The organism is Geminicoccus sp., assembly GCF_035556675.1.
In the GTDB taxonomy this organism is placed as follows: Bacteria; Pseudomonadota; Alphaproteobacteria; order Geminicoccales; family Geminicoccaceae; genus Geminicoccus.
Map to the genome: position 1 here is coordinate 30,470 of NZ_DATMFZ010000052.1, position 23,173 is coordinate 53,642.

Genomic DNA, 23,173 nt, shown 5'->3' on the forward strand with positions numbered 1-23,173 from the left:
TGTTGAGGAGCAACTGGATATCTGGCCCCTGCTGCTATCGTGCCGAGGTGAGAGCGTCGGCGCGGCGGGGTCGGAACATGCCGTGCAGGCACTTCAGCCCCGCTGCCTCTCGCAGCTGATAGGCTCGCCGCCGCGGGATGGCTGTGGCGAACCTGATGCGATGGAACAATGCCTACTCCCTGTCAGCAACATAGCGGCTGTCATGAATCAGCATAAGATCGTGCATCTGACATCGGTGCACAACCTGCACGACAACCGCGTGTTCGAGAAGGAGTGCGTGTCCTTAGCGCAGGCCGGCTTCGACGTCGCCTTGGTGGTGCCAGACGACGGACCAGACCGGCAACTGCAGGGCGTGCGGATCCTGACGGTGCCGAAGCCCAAGAGTCGGCTGAAGCGGATGACGGTCACCACTCGCCAGGTGGTGGCAAGGGCGCTGGCAGAAAAGGCAGACCTTTATCAGTTCCACGATCCTGAGCTGATTCCCTTCGCTTTGGCGCTGCGGGCGACAGGCAAGCCTGTCATTTTTGATGTTCATGAGGACTATGTCACCAGCATTCGCAAGGGACATTGGCTGCCCAAGCCGGTAGCGACCGCGGTGGCATTTGGCTACGATTACTTTGAGCGGGTAGCGAAACTTCCATACAGGACTGTTATAGCCGAGCGGTATTACTCGGCCCGATTTCCTGATGCGGTTCCGGTCCTCAACTATCCGCGGCTCGATCGATTCGCTGCCATCATGGAGCAGCCGATCCGTCAGCCTCCAACGAAGCCTCGACTGCTCTACACGGGCACGCTCGTGGTGGATCGGGGAGGGCTGATTTATGCAGACCTCGCCCGTGATCTGCCCGATGCCGAAATTCATCTGATAGGATGGGCTGAACCTGCAACGGTGACTGCCATGCAGCAGCGTGGAGGAACTGCTGCCGGCCGGATGACGTTCGAAGGCGTCAACGAACGATTGCCGTTTTCGCGGATAGTGCAGGCATATGCAGAGGCCTGGACCTGCGGCCTCGCTATCATGCCGGAGACCGAGCATTACAGAGAGAAGGAACTGACGAAGTTCTTTGAGTACATGGCCGCGGGTCTGCCAATTGTCGCATCGAATTTTCCTGTCTGGAAAGCGCTGATCGAGGGGCAGGGTGTGGGCATTTGCGTGGATCCTGCGAAGCCGAGCGCCATCCGAGACGCCGTGCAGTGGCTGGTGGCGCACCCTGATGAGGCGCGCGCGATGGGGGAGCGCGGGAGGGCGGCCGTCCGATCAACTTATAACTGGGATCGGGAAGCGCAGCGGTTGGTGAGCATGATACGACAATTGATCGGAGATTCGACGTGAATATATTGCGTTCAGGGCCAACGATCCCGCTGCTCCTGTTCGTGTTCTCGTGCGCACTATATGCTATAAATCTGAATAAGGCTCCAGATTTTGATGAGCTGTATCATATTCTGGCCGCGCATGGATATCTGAAGACCGGGGCTTTCAGCATAGCCGATGGCCTTTATCAGCGTGGGCGGGTATTCACTTGGCTGGTCGCGAAGCTGTTCTCCGTCTTCGGTGAGCACCGGTGGGTGGCGCGGCTGCCTTCCGTGGTTTCCGTTGCGCTGATGGCATCCCTGCTGTTCGTCTGGCTGCGGGCGAGAACGGGCAACCTCGCCGCGCTGCTGACTGCGCTACTGTTCGCCGTTTCCCCGTTCGCTGTCGACACGGCGCAGTTCGCACGCTTCTATGGCGTACACGCCTTTGCATTCTTGGCCGCTTGCTTCGCGATCTATGCTGCTGTCGTCGAGCAGGAGGCATGGACCAGGAGAATCGGCTTCGCGGTCGTCGGCATGCTGGCCTTGGCCGTCGCAATGTACTTCCAGGTGACCACCCTGATCGGGATCGTGGGCCTGGGCGTCTGGGGCGGGCTGTACGTCGTGGTGCCCTGGTTGCTGCGCCGCGATGTGACCGTGGCACGCAAGAGGGCTCTCGTCGTGGGCGGCATCGCGCTGATGCTGATCGTCCTGGTGGTCGGCTTGGCGACCGGCAAACTGCAGGCCGCGTTCGTCATGTTCCGCAACACCCCTATGTGGGCAGCCGAAAATGCAGGCAATGTAGTATTTTATCACACTTGGTTTGTTTTATTCTATCCGACTCTGTGGACTTTGCTGCCGATGCTGACGGTTATCGCGCTGGTCGCAGCGCCTCGACCGGTATTCTTCGCCATGGTGATCTTTGGGGTCGGCATCCTCCTGCATAGCTTGGCGGGCAACAAGAGCCTTCGCTACGTGTTCTATCTGATGCCGTTCATCTTCACCATCTGGGGTGTGGCGCTCGCAACGGTACTTCGGCGGACAATTTCATTCATGCGCCGTCACGCGACCGCTGCGATCACCTATGCACTGCCAGGTCGAGCAGCAGCGGGTGGTCTTGCCGCCGTCGTCGTGGCTCTCGGAGTCGTATGGCTGCTGGTGGCAAACGCCGCAACCATTCGCACCGTCACGCTGCTGGCCGACATCACGGTTCCTCCAGCCCAGCCGGCACCTCGCTGGGACGTCGTCAGGCAGGTGCTGCACGATGAACTGGAGAATTCGGACGTCATTCTGACCAGTACCGAGCTGGATGCCATCTACTATTTGGGCGACTACGACGTTCTGATCAGCAAGAGCCGCTACGGCGAGGTGCTCTCCCAGGGAATGGGCAAGCAGGAATTCGATCTGGACAGGCGGACAGGCCGGCCGGTCATTGCCTCGCCGGAGGCAGTCGAGAAGGTCATCCGCTGCTACCCGACGGGTCTGCTGATCACGCCTGCCTTCCGCTGGCGCCGTGGGCCCATGATCGACGACGAAGTCGCCGATCTGGTGGTCCGGGAGATGGAGCCTGTCGAACTGCCGAAGGGTACTCACCTGCTCGCATTTCGTTGGTCTCATCCGGCCCTCGGTGCGGCACAGGACTGCCCGGTCATCGCTCACTCCCGCGCCGCATCAACGTCCGCTGAAACGAGATAGGGCAACGGTCCATTGTTCCAGTCACGAGGTCAGGAGGATCGCGACCCGCACATGATGATGACGTTCCCGTGCGGCAGCCTGCAGTTGGTGGTGTCCTTGTAGGCCCCTGCGCTTGCCGTCTAGAAAGTGGCGTAACTTATCAGTTGAGCATCATGGCCAAAGATCATTCAATCACATATCGCCGCCTCAGGCTGCGCAATATCCCGCACATCAAGCGGCTCAACGACATCAAGGCGTTGATCTCCAGCCTGAAGGTGCCGCCAGGAGGCAGCTACGCGGACTTCGGCTGCTCAAACGGCTATGTGACCGATCAGGTGCGTCAGCTTGTCCGGGCCGCGCATACCACGGGTTTCGACCATCTGGACGAGCACTTCGAAGAAGGGCGCCGGCGCCATCCTGAACTCGAGTTCATGACGATCGATTTGAACAGGTTCGACGCGACAAGGCCGCAGTTCGACTTCGTGACGTGTTTCGAAACACTTGAGCATACCGGCAATCTCGGCAATGCGCTGCGGAGCGTCGTGCATGCCGTTCGGCCGGGCGGCATCGGCGTCATCTCGGTGCCCGTGGAAGTTGGCTTCGCGGGGATCGTGAAGTTCTTGGTCAAGGTCGGCCTGTACGGCTACACGCTGAAGGAGTTGCCGCAGCGGCCGTCACTCAGGCGCGACTACGTGATGGCGCTGATGAAGGGAGAACGGATCGGCAAGTTCAGGTCTGAGAGCAGATCACACTGGGGAACCCATTTTGGGTTTGACACGCGGGATGTGGACGATCTCTTGGCGCAAGAGCCAGTCAACGTCAGTGCCAGCAACCGGGGCTTCACCCGCTTCTGGGTCATCAGGCGACCTGCGTGAAACGGCTTGAGCGGCTTCGCCCGGTGCCGAGTGAGCGACGCGTGCGCCTGTGGAACGTGCAAGCAGTGTCGCCCATGTCGACCTGCGATCGGTAGAGGACCCGGACGATTGTATCGATTGCTGGATTCGCGCTGATGGACCGGACATTGGAAATGTCCACCTATCTTGATCGATAGGCTTGTCTTGAGGTGCTGGGTTCAAGCCGAAGATTTAGTCAATCTACAGAGACATTTGAGCGAGGCGGTGCCTCGGATCTAGCGACACCACCGCAGCGGACGGGGATGTCGATGATGTACAGTTCGAGCGGCGTTGCACACGGAGCCGATCTGTCACTACTATCGCGGCTAGGGATAGTCGTGGGTTCTGTCAGACGAGCAGCCGACTGATCGTCTCTTTACCGCCATCTGCGGCTTCCAACGGAGCAATGGATCAAGCGATCGTGGTAACGATCGGAAAGAATGACGAGGACGACAGGGCAGCCGGTGAGCAACCGGCCTTTCAGTTTGCCGCCGCCTGCCGATTGGCCGATGATTTCAGACCGTCCGTGGTGGCGGTCGTCACGCCGCGAGCTTCCGAGGTAGGTGTCGCCGGCAGTAGGTCCGCCACCCGTTCTGCAAGGCACTGGTAGCTGGCGTCGGTCATGTGGATCTTGTCGGCGACCAACATGGTCTCAGGCGAGAACAGCTTCGTCTCGATCCAGTGGCGCATCAGGGCGTAGCGCGGCAGGAACTGCACGCCCGAGTCGGCAGCGGCCTGGCGTATCGTCGCCCGGGCCTGGCTGAGCGCCTCGGTCTCCGGCCGCTCGGGGAAGTACTGCGATTCCATCAGCACGAGCTCGGCACCGGCGGTCCGCACCTGGCGAATGCCAGCCAGGATGCCGGCATAGACCTCCTGGACGGTCTTCTTCTGGAAGGCATCGTTGGTGCCCACCTGCCAGATCACCAGGTCGGGATGATGCGCCAGCACGTCGTGCTCGAACCGGGCGAGGTTGCGCATCACGGTCTCGCCGCCGATCCCGGCATTGATCACCTCGACCTTAGCCTGCGGAAAGCGCCCACGGAGGATACGGGCGAGTTGGGCCGGATAGCTGTGCTCGCGACTGGTGGCACCGGTCCCATAGGTGCTGGACGAGCCGATCGCGACGATCTTGAGAGAGCGGGTCGCAGCCAGCCGCGCCCAAGTGCGCGGGAGCGAATCGAACGGCCCCCATACTCCTGAAGGCGCGTCGCACGCAGCAGCGCCGGTAGGGGCTGGCAGCCCGACGAGGGCGAGCGTCATCAGGCTCAGGACGAGCAACAATCTCATGGCACGTCGTTCCGATCGGAAAGGCCGGACTAAGGCCTCGCACGGCAGGTCGGTATTATCGGTAAGCGGGACACGCAGGAGTTGCGAGCGCTATTTGAACCAAGGCGCGAACGACCTGCATCGATAGAGCCGATTGTGGCGCCAGTGACGCAGCCTGGGCCGCCATGACCGATTCCCTAAGCTTCGTTAAAGGCAGCCAGTTCGAGCGTTCGTGACTGGAACTTCCGGGGCGACATCCACTTATTCCCGCGGGCTTGGTGTTCCCGAGCATCCAAAGATTTGGCGTTTCCGGGCAGCCGAGGATGCTTTCGCCCACCTCTTCGGGTGGTCCGGTTGCCAGGTGAGGACGGACCAAGGCGGGTGGCAATGCGGCGTCTCGAGCTTCTGGATGGTCTGAGGGGCTATTTCCTCGCCTTCATGATGTTGAACCACCTGTACTTCACGGGCGGGCTGACGCTGGTGCACGTCAACCACGCCGAGCTGGGCTTCGTCGAAGATGCCCAGGGCTTCGTGTTCCTGTCCGGGCTGCTGATCGGGATGGTCTATGCGCGGCGCATGAGCCGCGAAGGCTTCTTCGGCGGCGCCGCGCGGATCTGGCACCGTGCCGCCGAGCTTTATCTCTACGCGCTGTTCTGCCTGTTCGCGCTGCTGCTCGCCGTCCGGCTCCTGCCGGATCTCCAGCCGATCTGGAAGAACTGGATGGGTGAGCTGGCTCTGCCCGGCTGGGCTTCCACCCTGGCGGCGGTGACCCTGCTCCATCAGCCGACCTACATGGACATCCTCCCCCAATACATCGCCTACCTCCTGGTGGCGCCGCCCCTGGTCTACCTGGTGCTCAAGGGCCGCTGGGTGGTGGTGGCGGTCATGTCGGCGCTGTTCTGGATGGCGGTACAGCTCGGATTTCATCTGCCGGTTGCGGCAGCGGTGGACGGGCTGCTCGGGCGGATGGACGAGGGCTTGGCGATGCGCAACCATTTCAACGTGTTCGCCTGGCAGGTCGTGTTCATGGGCGGGCTGGTGCTGGGTGCGCTGACCAGCGCGCGCATGATCGAGTGGCAGCAGGTGTTCCATCCCGAGCGGCGGGTGATTCTGGCGGCAGCACTGGCGTTCTTCCTGTTCTTCATGCTGTTCCGGCTGGGCTGGACGTTCGGGCTGATCCCGACGGCGACATGGGACCGGTTCGTGGTGATCACCAACCGCGGCGAGTTCAGCCTCGTCTATCTCCTGAACTTCCTGGCGACCGGCTATCTGCTGGCATGGACCCTGATCGCCGGCCCGCGCGCCGCGGAAGCCTGGCCGCGCCGGATCGCCGAGCTGCTCGCCCGGCTGTTCTCGCTCCCCTTCCTGCGGCTGATCGGGCGCCATTCGCTCCAGGTCTACGTGTTCCACGTGTTCGTGGTCTACCTGATGCTGGCGATTGACCGCAGCTTCGGCCCGTTCCCCGCAGTGGTGCGCACTGCCCTGGCGCTCCTCGCGATTGCGTCGCTGGCGATCCCCGCCTGGCTGCGCGAGGCCGACCTGCGGGGCCTGCTGCGCCAGCCGATCGGGCTGCAGCGCTCGGCCCCGGCGGACTGACCGCCCGCCCGGTGCCGCGCCATGCGGGCCCGGGCGGCTTTGGCCATAGCGCGCATAGGATTTGCATCTTGATTGCCGCCGTACGGCCGGCCTACCCTGTGGTCATCTCCGCACCACTCGCAGAGGATCCGCAGGCATGGAACATGCAGGCCGCACTGCTCTTGTAACCGGTGCCACCGGCGGTCTGGGCGTCGCCCAGTCGCGCATGCTGGCCGAAGCAGGTGCGCGCGTGCTGATGCTCGACGTGAAGGGCGAGGCGGTGGTGGACGAGCTTCGTTCGACTCTGCCCGAGGGCGCCGGGGAGCTGGTCTGGGTCGCCTGTGATCTCGCCGACCCGCAAGGGACCAAGGAGCGAGCCGCGGCCCTGGACGCGCAGTATGGCGGAATCGACATCGTGGTGAACAATGCCGCGATCAACCCGCTCAAGGCGATCGACGCCTATGATCTCGCCGAGTGGCAGCGGGTGCAGGACATCAATGCCACTGCCTGTGTGGCGATCGCCCAGGCGACCGTGCCATCGATGAAGCGCAAGGGCTTCGGGCAGATCGTGAACATCACCACAGTGACGCTCAATGGCGGCTGGGAGGACTTCACCGCCTATGTCGGCTCCAAGGGCACGCTCCTGGGCCTGACCCGCTCCATGGCGCGCGAGCTCGGCAAGTTCGGTATCAGGGTGAACTGCATCAGTCCCGGTGCCATCCCGACACCCCTGGAACAGGAGGTGTGGGCGGACCAGATCGATAGCTATGTGAAGTTTCTGATCGACCACCAGGCGCTGAAGTACCGCGGCAGCGCGGACGACATCGCTCATGCGCTGATGTTCCTGATCTCCGATCGGGCGCGGTTCGTGACCGGCCACAACCTCTCGGTAGATGGCGGATGGTGGATGCACTGATGAAGGACCCATGGAAACCGACCCTGCGTATCTGATCGACCAGTCCCGTACCTATGGCGCGCGCGGGGTCCATGGCCGCGTCGTCGAGCATATCGGCAACCGTATCGTGGGAGGCGAGCTGGCCGAGGGCGAGATGCTGCCCAAGGAGGCCGAGCTGATGGCCGAGCTGCAGGCCTCGCGCACCACGATCCGCGAGGCGATCAAGGTGCTGGCGGCCAAGGGCCTGGTGGAAACCCGCCAGAAGCGCGGTACGCTGGTCCGGCCGAAGTCAGACTGGAACCTGCTCGACCCGGACGTGCTGGCCTGGCTGGTGGCGGGCGACCCGGATCCGGAGATCACCCGGCTGATGATCGAGCTGCGCCGGCTGATCGAGCCGGGTGCGGCGCGCATGGCGGCCACGCGCCACGACAAGGTGCAGCTGGCCGCCTTGGCCGCGGCGCTCGACGACATGCGCAGCACCGATGTCGGCTCCTACTATGCCGCCGACCGCGCATTCCACCGTGCCCTGTTCGCCGCCACCGGCAACCCTTTCATCGACCGGCTAGGCTCGATCGTCGACGCGGTGCTGGCGGTGAGCTTCGGCCTGCAGAGCCGCTCGCTGATCCCGGCCGAGCAGGGCTTTGCCCTGCATGCCCGGGTCTATGACCGCATCGCCGCCCGCGATGCTCCCGGGGCCGGCCAAGCGATGCTGAGCATCATCAACGATTCCCAGGCGGCCCTCGACCGTTCGATCGAGGCAGTGGGCAGGCTCGCCGCCTGACGGCCAGGCGGACCCTCGCTCAGGCAGGTCGAGTTGCTGCCAGACTTCCACCAGTGCCGCCACCAGCTGATCCATCAGCCGGTCATCGTGCAGCGGGCTCGGGGTCAGCCGGAGCCGCTCGGTGCCGCGGGGCACGGTGGGATAGTTGATCGGCTGCACATAGATGCCGTGGCGCTCCAGCAGGAGGTCGGACAGGAGCCGGCACCGGACCGGATCGCCGACCAGCAGCGGCACGATGTGCGACGGCGACGGGATGACCGGGAGACCGGCTCCTTGCAGCCGCGACTTCAGGCTGGCGGCCCGCTCCTGGTGGCGGGCCCGCAGCGCCTGGCCTTCCGGGCCGCGCAGGATTTCCACGGCCGCCAGGGCTGCCGCCACGGTCGCCGGCGGCAATGAGGTGGTGAAGATGAAGCCCGGCGCGTGGCTGCGGAGCGCGTCGATCATGGCGGCCGGCCCCGCGACATAACCGCCGGCAGCACCCAGCGCCTTGCCGAGCGTGCCCTGGACCACGTCGACCTGGTCCGTCAGCCCGTCCCGCTCCGCGATGCCGCCGCCCTGCGGGCCGTACATGCCCACGGCGTGCACCTCATCCAGGTAGGTGAGCGCACCGTGCCGCCTGGCGATGGTGCAGATCTCCGCCGCCCTCCCGAAATCGCCATCCATGGAATAGACGCCTTCGAAGGCGACGAGCTTGGCGCGGCTTGCCGGCTGTGCCGCCAAGAGCCGCTCCAGATGGGCGGGATCGTTGTGCCGGAAGATCTGCTTCTCGCAGCCTGATGCGCGGATGCCGGCGATCATCGAGGCATGGTTGTTCGCATCGGAGAGGATCAGGCAGTCCGGCAGGAGCCGGGCGATGGTGCTGATCGCCGCCTCGTTGGCGACATAGCCGGAGGACATCAGCAGCGCGGCGGGCTTGCCGTGCAGCTCGGCCAGAGCACGCTCCAGCCGGACATGAAGATGAGTAGTGCCCGAGATGTTGCGCGTGCCGCCGGCACCGGCGCCATGGGCACGCAGGGCGGCACATCCCGCGTCCAGCACGGCCGAATGGTGGCCCATGCCCAGATAATCGTTGGAGCACCAGATCACCACGTCGCGCGGACCTGCGGCGGTCCGCATCCGGGCACGGGGATAGGCGCCGACTTCCCGGGCCAGATTGGCGAACACCCGGTAGCGGCCCTCGGCGCGCACGCGCTGGACGGCTGCACGGAACCATGCGTCGTAATCCATGATCGTCCTCGGGAAGCAGGGATGCCTGGGCGGAACGTGGCCTGCGAAGACAATCGGGCCCCGGCCGGCTTTCGGTCCGACCGGGGCCCTAGTCAGTCGCCTGACCGGTCCGGGAAGCTCAGAGGGCAGCCAGGAAGTTGATCAGGTCGGCCTTCTCCTGCTTGGTCAGGCCCATGTTGAACCGCTTGTTGTAGAAGTAGACGACGTCGGCGATCGTGTTGGCGGAGCCGTCGTGGAAGTACGGCGCGTGGGAGGCGAGGCCACGCAGGGTCGGCACCGAGAACTTGCCGATGTCCGCGCACCTGCCGGTGACTAGACCCATGCCCGGATCGTTGACCAGCACGGTCTTGTTCTCCGGGAAGAAGGGCGGCTTGTCGCCCGTGCAGGTGATCTTGAAGACCGGCAGATCGCTCCGCAGCGGGTTGCCCAGACGTTTGGCGAAGTCACCGGCCGTGCCGATATTTCGCTGGCTTGCCTGGATGATATCCGAGCCGCCGGCAACGCCATTGTGGCAGGTGGCGCAAGCGGAGTTCGGTACCGGATCTGTTGGTGCACCAGGGAAGGCGTCATTGAAGCCGGCAACTTCTCCGAGGGTAAACTTGCCCCGATTGTCGGGGGCAGTACCGTTAAACAACGCCTGTCCCCGCGCAATCGACTGACGATGCTTTGACCTGTCGGCCGACCAGCCGTCGAATTCGTCGAAGGGCAGCTTGGGCGGAGGCGGAGGCTGCGTGACCAGGTCGAGGAAAATGACCCCTTCGGTCTCCACGCTCGTCTTGAGGTGCGCGGGGCCACCGGTAGCGCCGTCCTTGTCGAGCGCGCCGGCCTTCTTGTCGCGAATCTGCGCGGCGAAGAAGCTGACCTCGTACTCCACGATCTTCGCAATATCAGGATGGCTGGTGTCCATGGTTCCCTGGCCACCCTCGGAGGTAGGCCGGTTGTCACGCTGTGCATGGCCCAGCGTGGCATTCAGCGCCTGGGATTCTAAGCTGGGCTCGCGTCCATCCCACATGATATTGCCGCTCGGGCCGGGCGGGCCGAAACTCAGGGATTTGGTCTTGAAGTCGAGCGCGAGACTGATCAGGGGGCGGCGGTACATCGAGTAGATCGGGATCGTTCCGCCGGTCCCGTTGGCGCCGTCATTGCCGTCCGAGGTGCTGGCATGAGGGTTGCCGGGCGTGTTGCAGCCATACGGATCCTTGACCACTTCGATCGTGAAGTCGCGATTGGGGGCGGCTGGCATGAAGATCCGGAACAGCCCGTCGTTCAGGAGCAACGAGCGGGCCTTGCGCGAATCGCTGCCGCGCCCGCGACGGCCACCGTAGAACCGCGATGCCTTGGTCTCGGAAGCCGGCACCAGGGTCGGACAGTTGGCGCCATCCACCGGCGCGAAGATGGGGTCCCTCACGCCGGACCGGTTGAACCGTGCCCGGATGTCGGCGGCGCTGACGCTCATCGCCTGCGACGGCTGGTGACACGTGCCGCAGCTCCGGCCGTTGGCGCCCAGCGACTTGAAGAACGGGTGCTCGCCGGCGCCCACCGTCTTCGCGGCACCGGTGCCACTGATGAAGCCGAGCGTGCCGTCCGGGTTCGAGTAGGTGCCCTTGGCCGGCACCGTGGCCGGCAGCGTCTCGTTGCCGATGATCGCCGGCAGTGGGGCACCCAGCGCCGCGCGATAGGTCGGCGGAAAATATTTCGGCGCCCGGTTTGGAATGGCCGAGGCCGGAACCTCCTGCGCCTGGCTGGCCAGGGACAGGCAGCACAGGCTGGCGGCTGCCAGCAGCAGGCGGGCCAGATGATGCCGGGTCCCAGAACGTGTGATTGATTTCCGCACGACACCAATCCTCCCCACGGATAGGGATGAAGTACCTTCTCGTGAAATTTTGATGTATGACCGAGGCGATTTATAGGCTGATCAGACAAAATCAGCCAAACGATGCGGCAAGTCTTATGTTTCGATAGTCTTTGTGCAAGACATCGGGCTACATTGTGGAACTATTCTTATGAGTATCATGATGCACAGTGGAGGCAACATAAAAATTGTTACGAATAGATGCAGCGTTCGTTGATTGGGGCAATTTTACCTTGGAGTTGTAATTGTCAATATCATGGAAAATGTTGCGTATTATTCAAATGCATATAATAATAAGAGACGAAATTTCAGGATGTTCTGAGTGAATGAATTGCTCAGGTTGTGCAACCAGCCGGAGCACGCCACAATCGTGTGTCAGTATAAGAAGCCTGCTACCTGCGTGATTGATGCTGCGGTCTGCGACCGTCACGGATGCTCGTCGCCTTGCCCCGACAGCCGGGATAATCCAGATCAATCCGTGAGAACCTGGGAGGGTGAGCATGGCCAATCGCCAGTCAGCATGGTTCCTTTTTGGCCTCATGATGACATTCGCTGCACCCGCCACGGCCGAGCCGGTCGACCTGGAATTGGTGCTGGCGGCGGATGGGTCGGGCTCGATCGACGATGGCGAGATACGTCTGCAGCGCGAGGGCTATGCCGCTGCCCTGACTGATCCGGAGCTGGTGTCCGCCATGACCGCCGGGGCGCATGGTCGGATGGCGCTCATGTATTTCGAGTGGGGCGGTGCCGATTCGCAGGTAGTGATCGCCGACTGGGCGGTCATCGACGGGCCAGACAGTGCCGCGCGCTTTGCCGACACGCTGCGCACCACGCCGCGCGGCGCGTTCGGCTGGAACTCGATCTCCAATGCGATCGACTTCGGCCGCCGCGCCATGGCCGGGAACAGCTATGACGGCATCCGCAAGGTGATCGACGTCTCGGCCGACAGCGGCAATTATGGCGGACTACCGCTGCCGCTGGCCCGGGAGGCGGCCTTGGCGGAAGACATCACCATCAATGGGCTGGCGGTCCTGTGCCGGACCTGCGACGGCCGCCCGGCACGCGCCGATCTGGAGGGCTATTTCGCTAGCCAAGTGATCGGCGGGTTCGGCGCCTTCGTCGTGACCGTGGACCAGACCACCAGCTTTGCCGAGGCGGTGCGGCGCAAGCTGCTGCTGGAGATCGCGGGCCTGCCTCAGCCCGTCGCGGCGGCACGCTGAGCGGGCAGCTGCTCCGTCAGCAGTGCCTCGACCTCGATCAAGGGCATGCCTGCCGGAATGATCAGCCATTCGTCCAGTGCGGTGGAGCGGATCATCACCACGCCCCGTTTGGGGCAGATGTCGAGGCAGCCGACCTCGACCACACCAAGGCGCGCCTTCCTTCCTTTCGCTTGGCCGTCGCCTTGCGCCAAGTGCTTGCGCAGCGCCTTGGCCAGGTGCTGCTCGCCGCTCTCCCCGAACCCGCCCTTCAGGCGCCTGGAGCATTTGCGGCAGATCAGTGCCACGGCCTGCCAGCGAGAGGAGACCATGCGCAGCTTGCGCTCGCTCATCGGAGACAGCCTCACGCCAGGGCGGCGACACCGCGGGGCGGGTCGAACAGCTCGAGCGGTCTGGGCACGGCGGCGACCAGTTCGCCATGTGCCAACCGGGACAGGAAGGCGATCACGCGCGGCACCAGTTGCGGGTCGTAGGGCTTGCGGAGCAGGCCTATGGCCACGTCCACATGGGCTCGGGCTCGTTCGGCGCTGGCACTGGTGAACAGGAGCGGGATCTCGTATCGGCGATGCAGCTGGCGCGCGATCTGGATACCATCGCCGCCATCGGCCAGCTCGAGGTCGACCAGCGCCAGGTCGGGAGTCCTGGACTGGGCGAGCTGCAACGCCTCCTCGACCAAGCCGGTTGGTCCCAGCACCTCATGACCGTCCGTGCGCAGCGCCATCTCGATGGCCAGGGCGGTTAGCCCGTCATCTTCGGCAACGAGGATAACCACCAGAAGATCCTTGCTCCAGACTGGGATTGCCGTGGCATTCGCGGACGCCGACGATGCTAGCCAACCTCTCCGGGAACGGCGGGTTCCCCAGAATGCTTGCCAAACCCGGTCTCGGGTTCTACAGTAGGTTGATTACGTCAACCTACTGTCGTCGGGAGGGTCTGCATGATAGTGATGCGATTGCTCGTCCCCGACGAGTGGCGCCGTTAGCTTCGATCCAGCCGCCAATTCTGGCACGCATCTGCCTCCAACGAGATAATCCGGTGGGTCCTGCTCCTGATCGGAGCGGGAACGATCCGGATGCAACCATCCCCCTGGGACGTGAGGGGTCATGTCTGCATGGCCCGCTCGCTCCTTCGGAACTCTCCCATGACTGCAATACTCGGTCGCGCGAATCCGGTTCGCGCGGTTCTACTATTCGTCTATAGCCATTGGCAGCGGCAGGGCTGGCGGGCCTGGCTGGTGGTATTCGCCATGATCGCCGCGACGCTCACCGAGATCCTGGTGCCGCTGTTCGCCGGCCAGCTGGTGGACGCCGTGTCGGCTAGTGCCGGCCTGGCACCGTCGGACATCCTGCAACAGGCGCTCCTGCCCTTCGGGGCCATCGTGCTGCTGGGCCTGGCTGGGCTCGTGCTGCGCACCGGCGCCATCGTCCTGGTGGTGAAGCTCACCCTGGGTGTGATGAGCGACATCGGCCAGGATGCGTTCTTCCGGATCCAGCGGCTGTCGAGCGACTGGCATGCCAACCACTTCGCCGGCTCGACCGTCCGCAAGGTCAGCCGCGGCATGAACGCCATCGATTCCCTCCATGACACCCTGCTGATCGCGCTCTTGCCATCGGTAATGGTACTGCTGGGCTCGGCGGTGCTGCTGGGCTGGCGCTGGCCGGCGATGGGCTTGGTGGTGGCCGGCAGCGCTGTCGCCTACCTGACGCTCACCGCCGCCTTGTCGCTGTGCTGGGTGGCGCCGGCCGCGAGGCTGGCGAACAGCTGGGATTCGCGCATGGGCGGCGCTCTGGCCGATGCGATCGGCAGCAATGCGGTGGTCAAGGCATTCGGCGCCGAGGCGCGCGAGGATGCGCGGCTGGCGGCCCTGGTCGGGCGGTGGCGGCAGCGCACCAGGAGATTCTGGCTTCGCGGCACCGTCAGCGAGGCGGCGCAGGGTACTGCGCTGCAGGTGATGCGTGCGCTCGTGATCGGCATGGTGCTCTGGTTTTGGTGGCAGGGCCGTGCCACACCGGGCGATGTCGCTTATGTGCTGACCATGTTCTTCGTCGTGCAGGGTTATCTGCGTGACGTGGGCTACCACGTCCATGCGCTGCAGCGGGCGGTGAACGAGATGGAGGAGGTGGTGGCGATCCACGACCAGCCCATGGAGATCGAGGATCGTCCGGACGCCCAGCCCTTGCGGATCACCCGGGGCGAGATCCGCTTCGAGAATGTCGACTTCCACTACGGCCGGCACCTGGCGCCGTTGTACCGGGGCCTGTCGGTGACGGTCCGTGCCGGTGAGCGGGTCGGTCTGGTCGGGCGCTCGGGCTCGGGCAAGACCACCTTCGTCAAGCTCATCCAGCGGCTCTACGAGCCGGCGGACGGCCGGATCCTGATCGACGGCCAGGAGATCGACCGGCTGACCCAGGCATCGCTGCGCGCGCAGATCGCGGTGGTCCAGCAGGAGCCGATCCTGTTCCACCGTTCGCTGTTCGAGAACATCGCCTATGCCCGGTGGGAGACCGGTGCCGGCATCGGGCTCGGCGAGGTGCGGGCGGCGGCGGCGCTGGCCAATGCCGACGAGTTCATCATGCGGCTGCCCAAGGGCTATGCCACCACGGTGGGTGAGCGAGGCGTCAAGCTGTCCGGCGGCGAGCGCCAGCGCGTGGCGCTTGCGCGCGCCTTCTTCGCCGACGCGCCGATCCTGATCCTGGACGAGGCGACCTCGAGCCTCGATTCCGAATCGGAGGCGCTGGTACAGGATGCCATGGAACGGCTGATGGAGGGTCGGACCGCGATCATCATTGCCCACCGCCTGTCCACCGTGCGCGCCGTGGACCGGATCCTGGTGTTCGACGGTGGCCGGATCGTCGAGGACGGCAGCCACGACGAACTGATGCGGCGCAAGGACGGCGTCTACCGCCGCCTGTTCGAGCGGCAGGCGGAAGGGCTGATTGAAGAAGGCGCCGCTTGAACGCCGAAGAACCTGTCTAAGATCAGACGTATCGATGGAGAAGACGACATGACTGCCGACAAGCAAGACACCCCCGGCATTACGGTTACCACGCTGGATCACTTGCGCCTGACCGGCGTGGTCGAGGCGTTCGAGCGCCGTGGCGACGGCGAACTGGTGGAAGCGCTGGCCGAGGAACTGGACCGTGCCGAGATCGTGGCGCCGGAGGCGGCCCCTGCGGATCTCGTCACCATGCATTCGCGTTGCCGCTTCGCGTCGAGCAGCGGCGAGGAGCGGGAGGTGACCCTGGTCTATCCAGGCGAGGAGGACGTCGCCCAGGGCCGGATCTCGATCGTGACGCCGGTCGGCAGCGCCCTGCTGGGCCTGCGCGTGGGCCAGACGATCAGCTTTGCCGGTGCTGACGGGCACAGCCGCGCGCTGACGCTCAAGGCGGTGACCTGGCAGCCCGAGGCGGAGGGTGTGGACGTCGGCAGGCCCGGGCGAATCTGAGCCGCCCCGCCTCATCGGTGCCGTGGATCGGGTTGTCCTGGAAGATCGAAAGCGCCTAAGCTCGACCGCCCACAAGAGGACGTGCGGCCGAGCTTAGGCCAGTACGAAGATCAGGGAACACCCATCCATGAATCGGATCGCCACTCTTCTTGCCGTGTCGACATGTGCAGTCCTGTCCAACGTCGCACATGCTGCCGACAAGACCTTTGCCCTCGTGCCCAAGAACATGAACAATCCGTTCTTCGACCAGGCACGCGACGGCTGCCAGAAGGCCGCCGAGGAGATCGGCGGGATCGAGTGCTACTATATTGGTCCGGGCGAGCATGGTGGTGGCGACGAGCAGTTCCAGGTCGTTCAGGACCTGATCGCGCGCGGCGTCGACGGCATCGCCGTATCGGTCGCCAATGCTCCGGCGATCGCCAAGGCGGCACAGGCGGCCAAGGACGCGGATATCCCGTTTGTCACCTGGGACAGTGACCTGCTCGACCAGGACCAGGCACTGCGCTCGACCTATATCGGCACCGTCAACACCGAGATCGGCAAGGAGCTGGCCAAGCGGCTGATGGCGCTCAAGCCCGAGGGCGGCACCTACTGCATCCAGAGCGGCGGGCCGGCGGCGGTCAACATGAACGAGCGAATGCAGGGGATGACCGAGACCCTGCCGGCCGACAAGTGGACGCAGGTCGCAGGCTGCCCGCTCTACAACAATGACGACTTCCCGCTCTCGATCGTCCAGATGACCGATATTCTGGCCAAGTATCCCGACCTGGACGCGATGCTGAACGCCGGCGGCGCGCCGCAGATGCTGCCCGAGGCCTATCGGCAGCTCACCAGCCAATACGCGGACCGGATCGAGTCCGGCGATCTCGTCCTGCTGTTCGTCGAGACCATGGACGTGCAGATGCAGTTCCTGAAGGAGGGGCTGAGCCAGGGCCAGGTCGGCCAGCGGCCCTACGAGATGGGTTATCGCGCCATGTACGTGCTGAACGACCTGGTGAACGGCAAGACGGTCGAGGACCCGATCACGGTGGGGCTGGACGTCTGCACCAGGGAAACGATCGACAGCTGCAAGACCAAGTAGATCCAGGGCCTTGCCAGGTTGACCCGGCCACGCACTGCGCTATCCGCTCGTCCCGGGCAGTGCTGGGAGTGGCCGGGATGGAATACGACTATGTGATCGCCGGAGGCGGGTCGTCCGCCTGCGTGGCGGCGATGCGGCTGGTCCGCGACCACGGCGCCCGGGTGCTGCTGATCGAGCGCGGGCCCGCCCGCTATGCCTGGCTGATGCGGATGCCGGCGGGCTACATGAAATATCTGTGGCGCGAGGACTTCCTCGAGATGCACCACACTGCCCCCCAGCCACAGCTGGGCGGGCGTGGCCCGATCGTGCCGCAGGCCCGGGTGCTGGGCGGCGGCAGCTCGGTGAACGCCATGGTCTACATGCGCGGCCAGCGCGAGGACTATGACGGCTGGGACGCCTATCTGGGCAGGGGCTCGGGCTGGTCCTATGTCGACCTGCTCCCGCACTTCAAGGCGCTGGAGAAGAACGCCAACTTCAACGACGAGTATCACGGCATCGACGGCCGGCTGCTGGTCTCGGACCCAGGCCAGCTCTGCGACACCACCCGGCGCTACATCCTGGCGGCGCAGGGCGCCGGCATTCCCTACAACCGCGACTTCAACGGTGCCCGCCAGGCCGGCGTCGGCGTCATGCAGCACACCATGGGCATCGGGCCGAACGGCAAGATGCAGCGCTGCGACGCGGTGACGGCGTTCCTGTCGCAGGTGATGGCGGACGAGCGGCTGACCGTGGTCACCGACAGCCAAGTCACCCGGATCCTGTTCGATGGCCGCCGTGCTGTCGGCGTCGAGTACCTGCGCAACGGCGCCACCTTCAAGGCGCACGCGGCGCGCGAGGTGCTGGTCGCGGCCGGCACCTACAATACGCCCAAGCTGCTGATGCTGTCCGGCCTGGGCCCGGCCGACCATCTGCGCGAGCACGGTATCGCCGTGCATACCGACCTGCCCGGCATCGGCCAGAACCTCCAGGACCACCACGAGGTGCCGGTGATCGCGCTCACCCGCGAGCCCGGCGGCTACCATGGCCAGGACCATGGCTGGCGGATGATCCGCAACGGCCTGCAATATCTCCTGTTCGGCACCGGCCCGGTCACCACGACCGGGATCGAATCCTGCCTGTTCTACGACCCGGACGGCGGCGAGCGCCCGACCATCCAGCTCTATTGCGGCCCGATCGTGCATGTCGACCGCGACATCGCCGATGTCGAGGAGGGCGACGGCATCACCATCGCCTCCTGCCTGCTCCGGCCGAAGGCGCGCGGCACCGTGCGGCTGCGCTCGGCCGATCCGAAGGAGAAGCCCAGGGTCAACGCGAACTTCTTCGGCCATCCGGACGATCTGCGCCTGACCCTGGCATCCATGCGCTTCGCCCGCACCCTCCTGGCGACCGAACCGCTGGCCGGCAACATCGCGCGGGAGATCCTGCCGGGTGCTGACAAGCTGAGCGATGCCGAGCTGGCCGCGTTTGCCGGCAAGACCGTCAAGACCAACTTCCACCCGGTGGGCTCGGCGCGGATGGGACCGGACCACGACCCGACGGCGGTGCTGGACGCGCGGATGCGGGTGCGCGGGGTCGAGGCGCTGCGGGTGATCGACTGCGCCGCCATCCCGTTCATCCCCTCGGCCAACACCAACGCGATCGCCCTGGCGCTCGGCCACAAGGCGGCAGAACTGATCATGGCCGACGAGGCCGGGGTCCCGCTTGCACCGGCCGCGGCGGCCTGACGCCGCCGCGGGGCAGGGCAGGGCTGCGGCCCCGAGCCATCCGATGTCGGATGGCGCCTGGCCGCAGCCGGGACCCGGGTTCCTTGCGCCCGGGCTGCGGCACGCCCGACCGGCGCGGATGATCCTGACAATGGCCCGCCCGGGTTTGTTTCGCAATTTTCGGTCTGCGCGCCGGCCAGCCCGCCTGCCGCACCCAGGCGGCGCAGACCGGCCAGTGTAGCACAGACAGGCTGCCGCGGCAGCGCTGCTGTTGCTGGGCAGGTTTCCGCCATGGCGGGGGAATGGTGCGACAGGCGGGGCAAAGGGGCCGGTAGGACGGACGCGATGACCGGCCTTCTCGGGTTCGTTTCGTAATTCTGGTGACGGCCCCTGCCGGCCTGCTCCGGCCGGCGCTCCCGCGGCTCGGGATGGGCCAGGATAGCACAGGTCCGGGGGCCGAGCACGGCCGGCGCTACATACCTGGGCGGAACCTGATCCCGCGGCCGCTACCGGACGGCCTCAGGCGGTCGTGTCGTCGACCCCGGTGACGGCGATCGCCTCGAACTCGGCAGCGCCCAGCCGGAAGCGCTTCGCTTCCGCATAGGCGGCGCCGGTCCAGAACGCGTCGAGCGCGGCACGGCTCGGGAACTCGATGACGACGATGCGCCGGTCCTCGGCCGGTCCTTCCAGCGTCGCGAACTCGCCGGCACGCACCAGGAAGCGGCCGCCTTGCTCGGCCACCGCGGCCGGAGTGCGTGCGATGTAGCCCCGGTAGGCGTCCGGGTCGGTGACCCGGATCCGGGCGATCAGATAGGCCTTGCTCACTTGACGGCTCCAAAGGTCAGGCCGCGGACCAGATGGCGCTGCATCGCCCAGCCGAGCAGCACGATCGGGCCGATCGCCAGCATAGAGGCGCCGGACATCTTCGCCCAGAACATCCCTTCGGCGGCCTTGAAGCTGGCGATGAACACGGTGAGCGGGGCCGCGTTCGAGGCGGTGAGCTGCAGGCTCCAGAAGCTCTCGTTCCAGGCCAGGATGGTGCAGAGCAGCGCCGTCGACGCGATGCCGGGGATGGCGGCGGGCAGCAGGATGAAGCGCAGCTCCTCCATGATGCCGGCGCCGTCGACGCGGGCCGCCTCCAGGATCTCGTTCGGGATTTCCTTGAAGTAGGTATAGAGCATCCACACCGCGAGCGGCAGGTTCATCAGGAAGAAGATCAGCACCAGGCCCAGGATGTTGTCGAGCAGCCCGGTGGCCTGGAAGATCAGGTAGATGGGGATCACCACGCCGACCGCGGGCATCATCTTGGTCGAGATCATCCAGAGCAGGGTGGAATTGGTCCGCTTGCTCGGGAAGAACGACATCTGGTAGGCGGCCGGCACCGCGAAGACCAGGCACAGCGCGGTCGAGCCCAGCGCCGCGATCACCGAGTTGGTGACGAACTTCGAATAGGAGCCGCGGGCGAACACCTCGTTCAGCGAGGACAGGGTCGGCTCGAAGAACAGGATCGGCGGCATGGAGAAGGCGTCGATCTCGGTCTTGAACGCGGTGATGATCATCCAAAGGATCGGGAAGAACATCAGGAAGGCCAGGCCGTGGCCCAGCAAGGCGTGGCCCAGATGGGAGCGCTTCATCCGAACTTCTCCGGGTTCTGCATGTTGCGGGCCACCAGGCGGATCAGGAAGATCGCGACGATGTTCGCCAGGATCACGGCGAACAGGCCGCCGGCCGAGGCGGAGCCGACGTTCCACTCCAGGAAGGCGCGGGTGTAGATGATGTAGCTGAGCGTGGTGGTGGCCTGGCCGGGGCCGCCGCCCGTGGTGGTGAAGATCTCGGCGAAGATCGAGAGGAAGAAGATGCTCTCGATCATCACGACCGCCGTGATCGCCCGCGACAGGTGCGGCAGGATGATCTTGAAGAACATCTGGATCGGGTTGGCCCCGTCCAGCCAGGCGGCTTCCTTCTGCTCCTCGGGCATGGACTGCAGCGAGGTCAGGAACACCAGCATCGCGAACGGCGTCCATTGCCAAGCGATGATGATGACGATGGCGGTCATCGGCCAGTTCTGGAACCAGTCGACCACCGGCAGGCCGAGCGTGCCGAGGATCCAGGAGAGCAGCCCGTAGACCGGGTGCATCAGCATGTTCTTCCAGACCAGGGCCGCCACCACCGGCATGACAAAGAACGGGGCCAGGGCCATCAGCCGGGCGATGCTGCGGCCGGGGAAGTCCTTCTCCAGCACCAGCGCCAGGATGATACCCAGCACCACCGTCACGACCAGCGAGGCACCCACCAGGATCAGGGTCTTGCCCATGGCACCCCAGAACATCGGGTCGTTCAGGAGCAGGGAGAAGTTGCGGAAGCCGGCGAAGCCGAACCGCTCGGGGTAGAGCACGTTGTAACGGTGGAAGGCGTAGTAGATCGTCATCGCCAGCGGGACGATCATCCACACGAGCAGCACGCCCACCGCCGGCGCGATCAGCGCCAGCATGGTCCAGCGCTGCTTGGACCATGCTTCCTTGGCCATGCCGCGCCCGGCTACCGCCGTGCCGCCCTGACCCTGCAGACTAGCTGCCATGGTTTCTGTGATCCCTCCGCCGTTGCAAACGCGGCGGGGCGGCCGCGGATGCATCCCTCTGGTAGAGGTGCATCCAGGCGGCCGCCCCGACCTTCAAGGAAAGCTGCGGCTCAGTAGTAGCCGGCTTCCTGCATGATCCGATCTGCTGCGGCCTGGGCATTGTCCAGGGCTTGGTCGACCGTGGTCTGGCCGGCGACCGCACCGGCGATCGCACGCCCGAGCTCGGTGCCGATCGCCTGGAACTCGGGGATCGGCGCGTACTGGATGCCCACGTACGGCACCGGCTTGGCAGTGGCGTCGGTGGGATCCGCCGTGTTCATCGCATCCAGGGTCGGCTGGGTGAACGGCAGCTTGATGTACTCGGGCTCCGCATAGGTGCTCTTGCGGGTGCCGGGCGGCACGGCGGCCCAGCCATTCTCCGAGGCGACCTTCTGGATGTATTCCTTGCTAGTCGCCCAGTAGATGAAGTCCTTGGCGGCCTCGGCGTTCTGCGAGGTGGCCGGGATCGCCAGCGACCAAGCCCACAGCCAGTGGTTGCCCTTCGGCACCGTGCCGATCGGCGCGTTGGCGAACGCGACGGTGTCGACGACCTTCGACTCGTCCTTGTTGAACATGTAGCCGGCGGCCGAGGTGGCATCCACCCAGGTGGCGCAGTTGCCGCCCGCGAACAGCGTGCGGTTCTCGAGGTGGCCATTACCGGTGACGCCGGGGGGACCGTAATTGTTCATCAGGTCGACATAGAAGTTGACTGCCGTCTTCCACTCTTCCGAGTTGAGCTCCGGCTTCCATTCCTCGTCGAAGTAGCGGGCGCCGAACGTGTTCCCCATCGTGCTGATGATGGCCATGTTCTCGCCCCAGCCCGGCAGGCCGCGCTGGCAGGTGCCGTAGATCTTGTTGGCCGGGTCGTGCAGCTTGGCCGCCCATTCCTTGATCTGTTCCCAGGTCGGCTGCTCCGGCATCTCGATGCCGGCCTTCTCGAACAGGTCCTTGCGGTAAAACAGGAAGCTGCTCTCGCCGTAGAACGGCATGGCGTAGAGCTTCTCGTCGACCGTCAGGCCGGCACGGACCAGCGGGAACACGTCCTCGAGGTCGTAGCTTTCCGGCACGTCGTCGAACGGCACCAGCCAGCCGAGCTTGCCCCAGATCGGCACCTCATAGGTGCCGATGGTCAGGATGTCGTAGGCGCCGGCCTTGGTCGCGATGTCGGTGGTCACCTTGGCGCGCAGCTCGTTCTCGGGCAGCACGACCCAATCGAGCGTGACGTCCGGGTTGGCGGCCGTGTACTCCGCCGACAGGCGCTGCATCGTGATCATGTCGGGGTTGTTGACCGTCGCGATCGTGATGCGCTTTTCCTGTGCGAAGGCACTGCTGCTCATCAGGGCGACAGCCAAAGCTGCGCCAATCATTCCGAGTTTCATCACTCACCTCCCAAGTATTGGGCGCCGGCGGCGCCAGCCGTGGATCGTTTCAAACTTGAACGCATCTGGCAGCCACCTTTCTACAAAGAGCCGGCGGCCCGATCAACCGCCATGGCTCCTCTGGCGGTCAGCCTTAGCCGCGCTTGACGATATAGATGCCGAGCAGAACAGTCAGGATCGTGCAGACCCAGAGCGGGATGGCCTGCTCCAGAAAGCGCATCCACAAGAGATGCAGGAAGATCCCGAACACGACCCCGATGAAGCCGCGGTCGAACGCG

The 23,173-nt window shown here is 64.9% G+C and carries 19 protein-coding genes and 1 pseudogene; 11 read left to right on the top strand and 9 right to left on the bottom strand.

What is annotated here, in order from left to right; genetic code table 11:
* The first annotated feature begins 202 nt into the window (after positions 1-202).
* The 3 genes from VNS22_RS03875 to VNS22_RS03885 all read left to right on the top strand — a co-directional run bounded on the left by VNS22_RS03875 (position 203) and on the right by VNS22_RS03885 (position 3,839).
* Complete coding sequence (locus VNS22_RS03875; RefSeq protein ID WP_325729797.1) at positions 203-1,333, top strand: glycosyltransferase; 1,131 nt, start codon at positions 203-205, stop codon at positions 1,331-1,333.
* A complete protein-coding gene (locus VNS22_RS03880) occupies positions 1,330-2,985 on the top strand; it encodes a glycosyltransferase family 39 protein (RefSeq protein WP_325729799.1) in 1,656 nt (551 codons plus the stop codon). Before VNS22_RS03875 ends, VNS22_RS03880 begins: the two co-directional genes overlap by 4 nt.
* Before the next feature lie 152 nt (positions 2,986-3,137).
* Positions 3,138-3,839, top strand: coding sequence for a class I SAM-dependent methyltransferase (locus VNS22_RS03885; protein ID WP_325729834.1), 702 nt, complete (start codon positions 3,138-3,140; stop codon positions 3,837-3,839).
* 498 nt (positions 3,840-4,337) lie between these two features.
* Here the strand turns inward: VNS22_RS03885 and VNS22_RS03890 are convergent, their stop codons facing one another.
* On the bottom strand, positions 4,338-5,144 hold the full coding sequence (locus VNS22_RS03890; RefSeq protein ID WP_325729801.1) for an SGNH/GDSL hydrolase family protein: 807 nt from the start codon (positions 5,142-5,144) through the stop codon (positions 4,338-4,340).
* 366 nt (positions 5,145-5,510) lie between these two features.
* Here VNS22_RS03890 and opgC point away from each other — a divergent pair, with 366 nt between their 5' ends.
* From opgC to VNS22_RS03905, 3 genes are all read left to right on the top strand, one after another.
* Positions 5,511-6,719 carry an OpgC domain-containing protein gene (gene opgC, locus VNS22_RS03895; protein ID WP_325729803.1) on the top strand — a complete coding sequence of 403 codons (1,209 nt, stop codon included), beginning with the start codon at positions 5,511-5,513 and terminating at the stop codon, positions 6,717-6,719.
* Between the two features lie 136 nt (positions 6,720-6,855).
* Positions 6,856-7,614 carry an SDR family NAD(P)-dependent oxidoreductase gene (locus VNS22_RS03900; RefSeq protein WP_325729805.1) on the top strand — a complete coding sequence of 253 codons (759 nt, stop codon included), beginning with the start codon at positions 6,856-6,858 and terminating at the stop codon, positions 7,612-7,614.
* 10 nt (positions 7,615-7,624) lie between these two features.
* Complete coding sequence (locus VNS22_RS03905) at positions 7,625-8,374, top strand: FadR/GntR family transcriptional regulator (RefSeq protein WP_325729807.1); 750 nt, start codon at positions 7,625-7,627, stop codon at positions 8,372-8,374.
* A 12-nt stretch (positions 8,375-8,386) separates the two neighbouring features.
* Here the strand turns inward: VNS22_RS03905 and hemA are convergent.
* Both hemA and VNS22_RS03915 read right to left on the bottom strand, forming a co-directional pair.
* Positions 8,387-9,601, bottom strand: a pseudogene (hemA, locus tag VNS22_RS03910) (5-aminolevulinate synthase); the annotation flags it as partial.
* Positions 9,602-9,719: 118 nt separating this feature from the next.
* Complete coding sequence (locus VNS22_RS03915) at positions 9,720-11,435, bottom strand: hypothetical protein (RefSeq protein ID WP_325729809.1); 1,716 nt, start codon at positions 11,433-11,435, stop codon at positions 9,720-9,722.
* A gap of 518 nt (positions 11,436-11,953) precedes the next feature.
* On the opposite strand from VNS22_RS03915, the gene VNS22_RS03920 reads away from it, so the two are divergent.
* Positions 11,954-12,673 carry a DUF1194 domain-containing protein gene (locus tag VNS22_RS03920; RefSeq protein ID WP_325729811.1) on the top strand — a complete coding sequence of 240 codons (720 nt, stop codon included), beginning with the start codon at positions 11,954-11,956 and terminating at the stop codon, positions 12,671-12,673.
* Here the strand turns inward: VNS22_RS03920 and VNS22_RS03925 are convergent.
* On the bottom strand, positions 12,649-13,002 hold the full coding sequence (locus tag VNS22_RS03925) for a hypothetical protein (RefSeq protein WP_325729813.1): 354 nt from the start codon (positions 13,000-13,002) through the stop codon (positions 12,649-12,651). The genes VNS22_RS03920 and VNS22_RS03925 overlap by 25 nt on opposite strands.
* An 11-nt stretch (positions 13,003-13,013) precedes the next feature.
* Entirely contained in the window at positions 13,014-13,442 is a 429-nt protein-coding gene (locus VNS22_RS03930) for a response regulator (RefSeq protein ID WP_325729815.1), read from the bottom strand.
* A gap of 369 nt (positions 13,443-13,811) precedes the next feature.
* On the opposite strand from VNS22_RS03930, the gene VNS22_RS03935 reads away from it, so the two are divergent.
* From VNS22_RS03935 to VNS22_RS03950, 4 genes are all read left to right on the top strand, one after another.
* Complete coding sequence (locus VNS22_RS03935; RefSeq protein ID WP_325729817.1) at positions 13,812-15,626, top strand: ABC transporter ATP-binding protein; 1,815 nt, start codon at positions 13,812-13,814, stop codon at positions 15,624-15,626.
* Positions 15,627-15,674: 48 nt separating this feature from the next.
* A complete protein-coding gene (rnk, locus tag VNS22_RS03940; RefSeq protein ID WP_325729819.1) occupies positions 15,675-16,115 on the top strand; it encodes a nucleoside diphosphate kinase regulator in 441 nt (146 codons plus the stop codon).
* Positions 16,116-16,242: 127 nt separating this feature from the next.
* Positions 16,243-17,196, top strand: a complete 954-nt coding sequence (locus tag VNS22_RS03945; RefSeq protein ID WP_325729821.1) for a substrate-binding domain-containing protein — start codon at positions 16,243-16,245, stop codon at positions 17,194-17,196.
* A gap of 77 nt (positions 17,197-17,273) precedes the next feature.
* Positions 17,274-18,920, top strand: a complete 1,647-nt coding sequence (locus VNS22_RS03950; RefSeq protein WP_325729823.1) for a GMC family oxidoreductase — start codon at positions 17,274-17,276, stop codon at positions 18,918-18,920.
* Between the two features lie 498 nt (positions 18,921-19,418).
* Here VNS22_RS03950 and VNS22_RS03955 read toward each other — a convergent pair whose 3' ends face one another.
* The 4 genes from VNS22_RS03955 to VNS22_RS03970 form a co-directional block, all read right to left on the bottom strand.
* Positions 19,419-19,724, bottom strand: coding sequence for a DUF1330 domain-containing protein (locus tag VNS22_RS03955; RefSeq protein ID WP_325729824.1), 306 nt, complete (start codon positions 19,722-19,724; stop codon positions 19,419-19,421).
* Positions 19,721-20,533, bottom strand: coding sequence for a carbohydrate ABC transporter permease (locus VNS22_RS03960; protein WP_325729826.1), 813 nt, complete (start codon positions 20,531-20,533; stop codon positions 19,721-19,723). Before VNS22_RS03960 ends, VNS22_RS03955 begins: the two co-directional genes overlap by 4 nt.
* Entirely contained in the window at positions 20,530-21,477 is a 948-nt protein-coding gene (locus VNS22_RS03965) for a carbohydrate ABC transporter permease (protein ID WP_325729827.1), read from the bottom strand. The genes VNS22_RS03960 and VNS22_RS03965 overlap by 4 nt, the downstream gene beginning before the upstream one ends.
* A gap of 110 nt (positions 21,478-21,587) precedes the next feature.
* Entirely contained in the window at positions 21,588-22,853 is a 1,266-nt protein-coding gene (locus tag VNS22_RS03970) for a sugar ABC transporter substrate-binding protein (RefSeq protein ID WP_325729828.1), read from the bottom strand.
* Positions 22,854-23,173 lie beyond the last annotated feature (320 nt).

Excerpts from the sequence above, each read along its gene's own strand:
- VNS22_RS03875 (WP_325729797.1), top strand. The coding sequence starts at position 203 with ATGAATCAGCATAAGATCGTGCATCTGACATCGGTGCACAACCTGCAC.
- VNS22_RS03905 (WP_325729807.1), top strand. The coding sequence starts at position 7,625 with ATGGAAACCGACCCTGCGTATCTGATCGACCAGTCCCGTACCTATGGC.
- VNS22_RS03950 (WP_325729823.1), top strand. The coding sequence starts at position 17,274 with ATGGAATACGACTATGTGATCGCCGGAGGCGGGTCGTCCGCCTGCGTG.
- VNS22_RS03920 (WP_325729811.1), top strand. The coding sequence starts at position 11,954 with ATGGCCAATCGCCAGTCAGCATGGTTCCTTTTTGGCCTCATGATGACA.
- VNS22_RS03970 (WP_325729828.1), bottom strand. The coding sequence starts at position 22,853 with ATGAGCAGCAGTGCCTTCGCACAGGAAAAGCGCATCACGATCGCGACG.
- VNS22_RS03935 (WP_325729817.1), top strand. The coding sequence starts at position 13,812 with ATGACTGCAATACTCGGTCGCGCGAATCCGGTTCGCGCGGTTCTACTA.
- VNS22_RS03900 (WP_325729805.1), top strand. The coding sequence starts at position 6,856 with ATGGAACATGCAGGCCGCACTGCTCTTGTAACCGGTGCCACCGGCGGT.
- VNS22_RS03925 (WP_325729813.1), bottom strand. The coding sequence starts at position 13,002 with ATGAGCGAGCGCAAGCTGCGCATGGTCTCCTCTCGCTGGCAGGCCGTG.
- VNS22_RS03965 (WP_325729827.1), bottom strand. The coding sequence starts at position 21,477 with ATGGCAGCTAGTCTGCAGGGTCAGGGCGGCACGGCGGTAGCCGGGCGC.
- VNS22_RS03960 (WP_325729826.1), bottom strand. The coding sequence starts at position 20,533 with ATGAAGCGCTCCCATCTGGGCCACGCCTTGCTGGGCCACGGCCTGGCC.
- VNS22_RS03890 (WP_325729801.1), bottom strand. The coding sequence starts at position 5,144 with ATGAGATTGTTGCTCGTCCTGAGCCTGATGACGCTCGCCCTCGTCGGG.
- rnk (WP_325729819.1), top strand. The coding sequence starts at position 15,675 with ATGACTGCCGACAAGCAAGACACCCCCGGCATTACGGTTACCACGCTG.
- VNS22_RS03945 (WP_325729821.1), top strand. The coding sequence starts at position 16,243 with ATGAATCGGATCGCCACTCTTCTTGCCGTGTCGACATGTGCAGTCCTG.
- opgC (WP_325729803.1), top strand. The coding sequence starts at position 5,511 with ATGCGGCGTCTCGAGCTTCTGGATGGTCTGAGGGGCTATTTCCTCGCC.
- VNS22_RS03885 (WP_325729834.1), top strand. The coding sequence starts at position 3,138 with ATGGCCAAAGATCATTCAATCACATATCGCCGCCTCAGGCTGCGCAAT.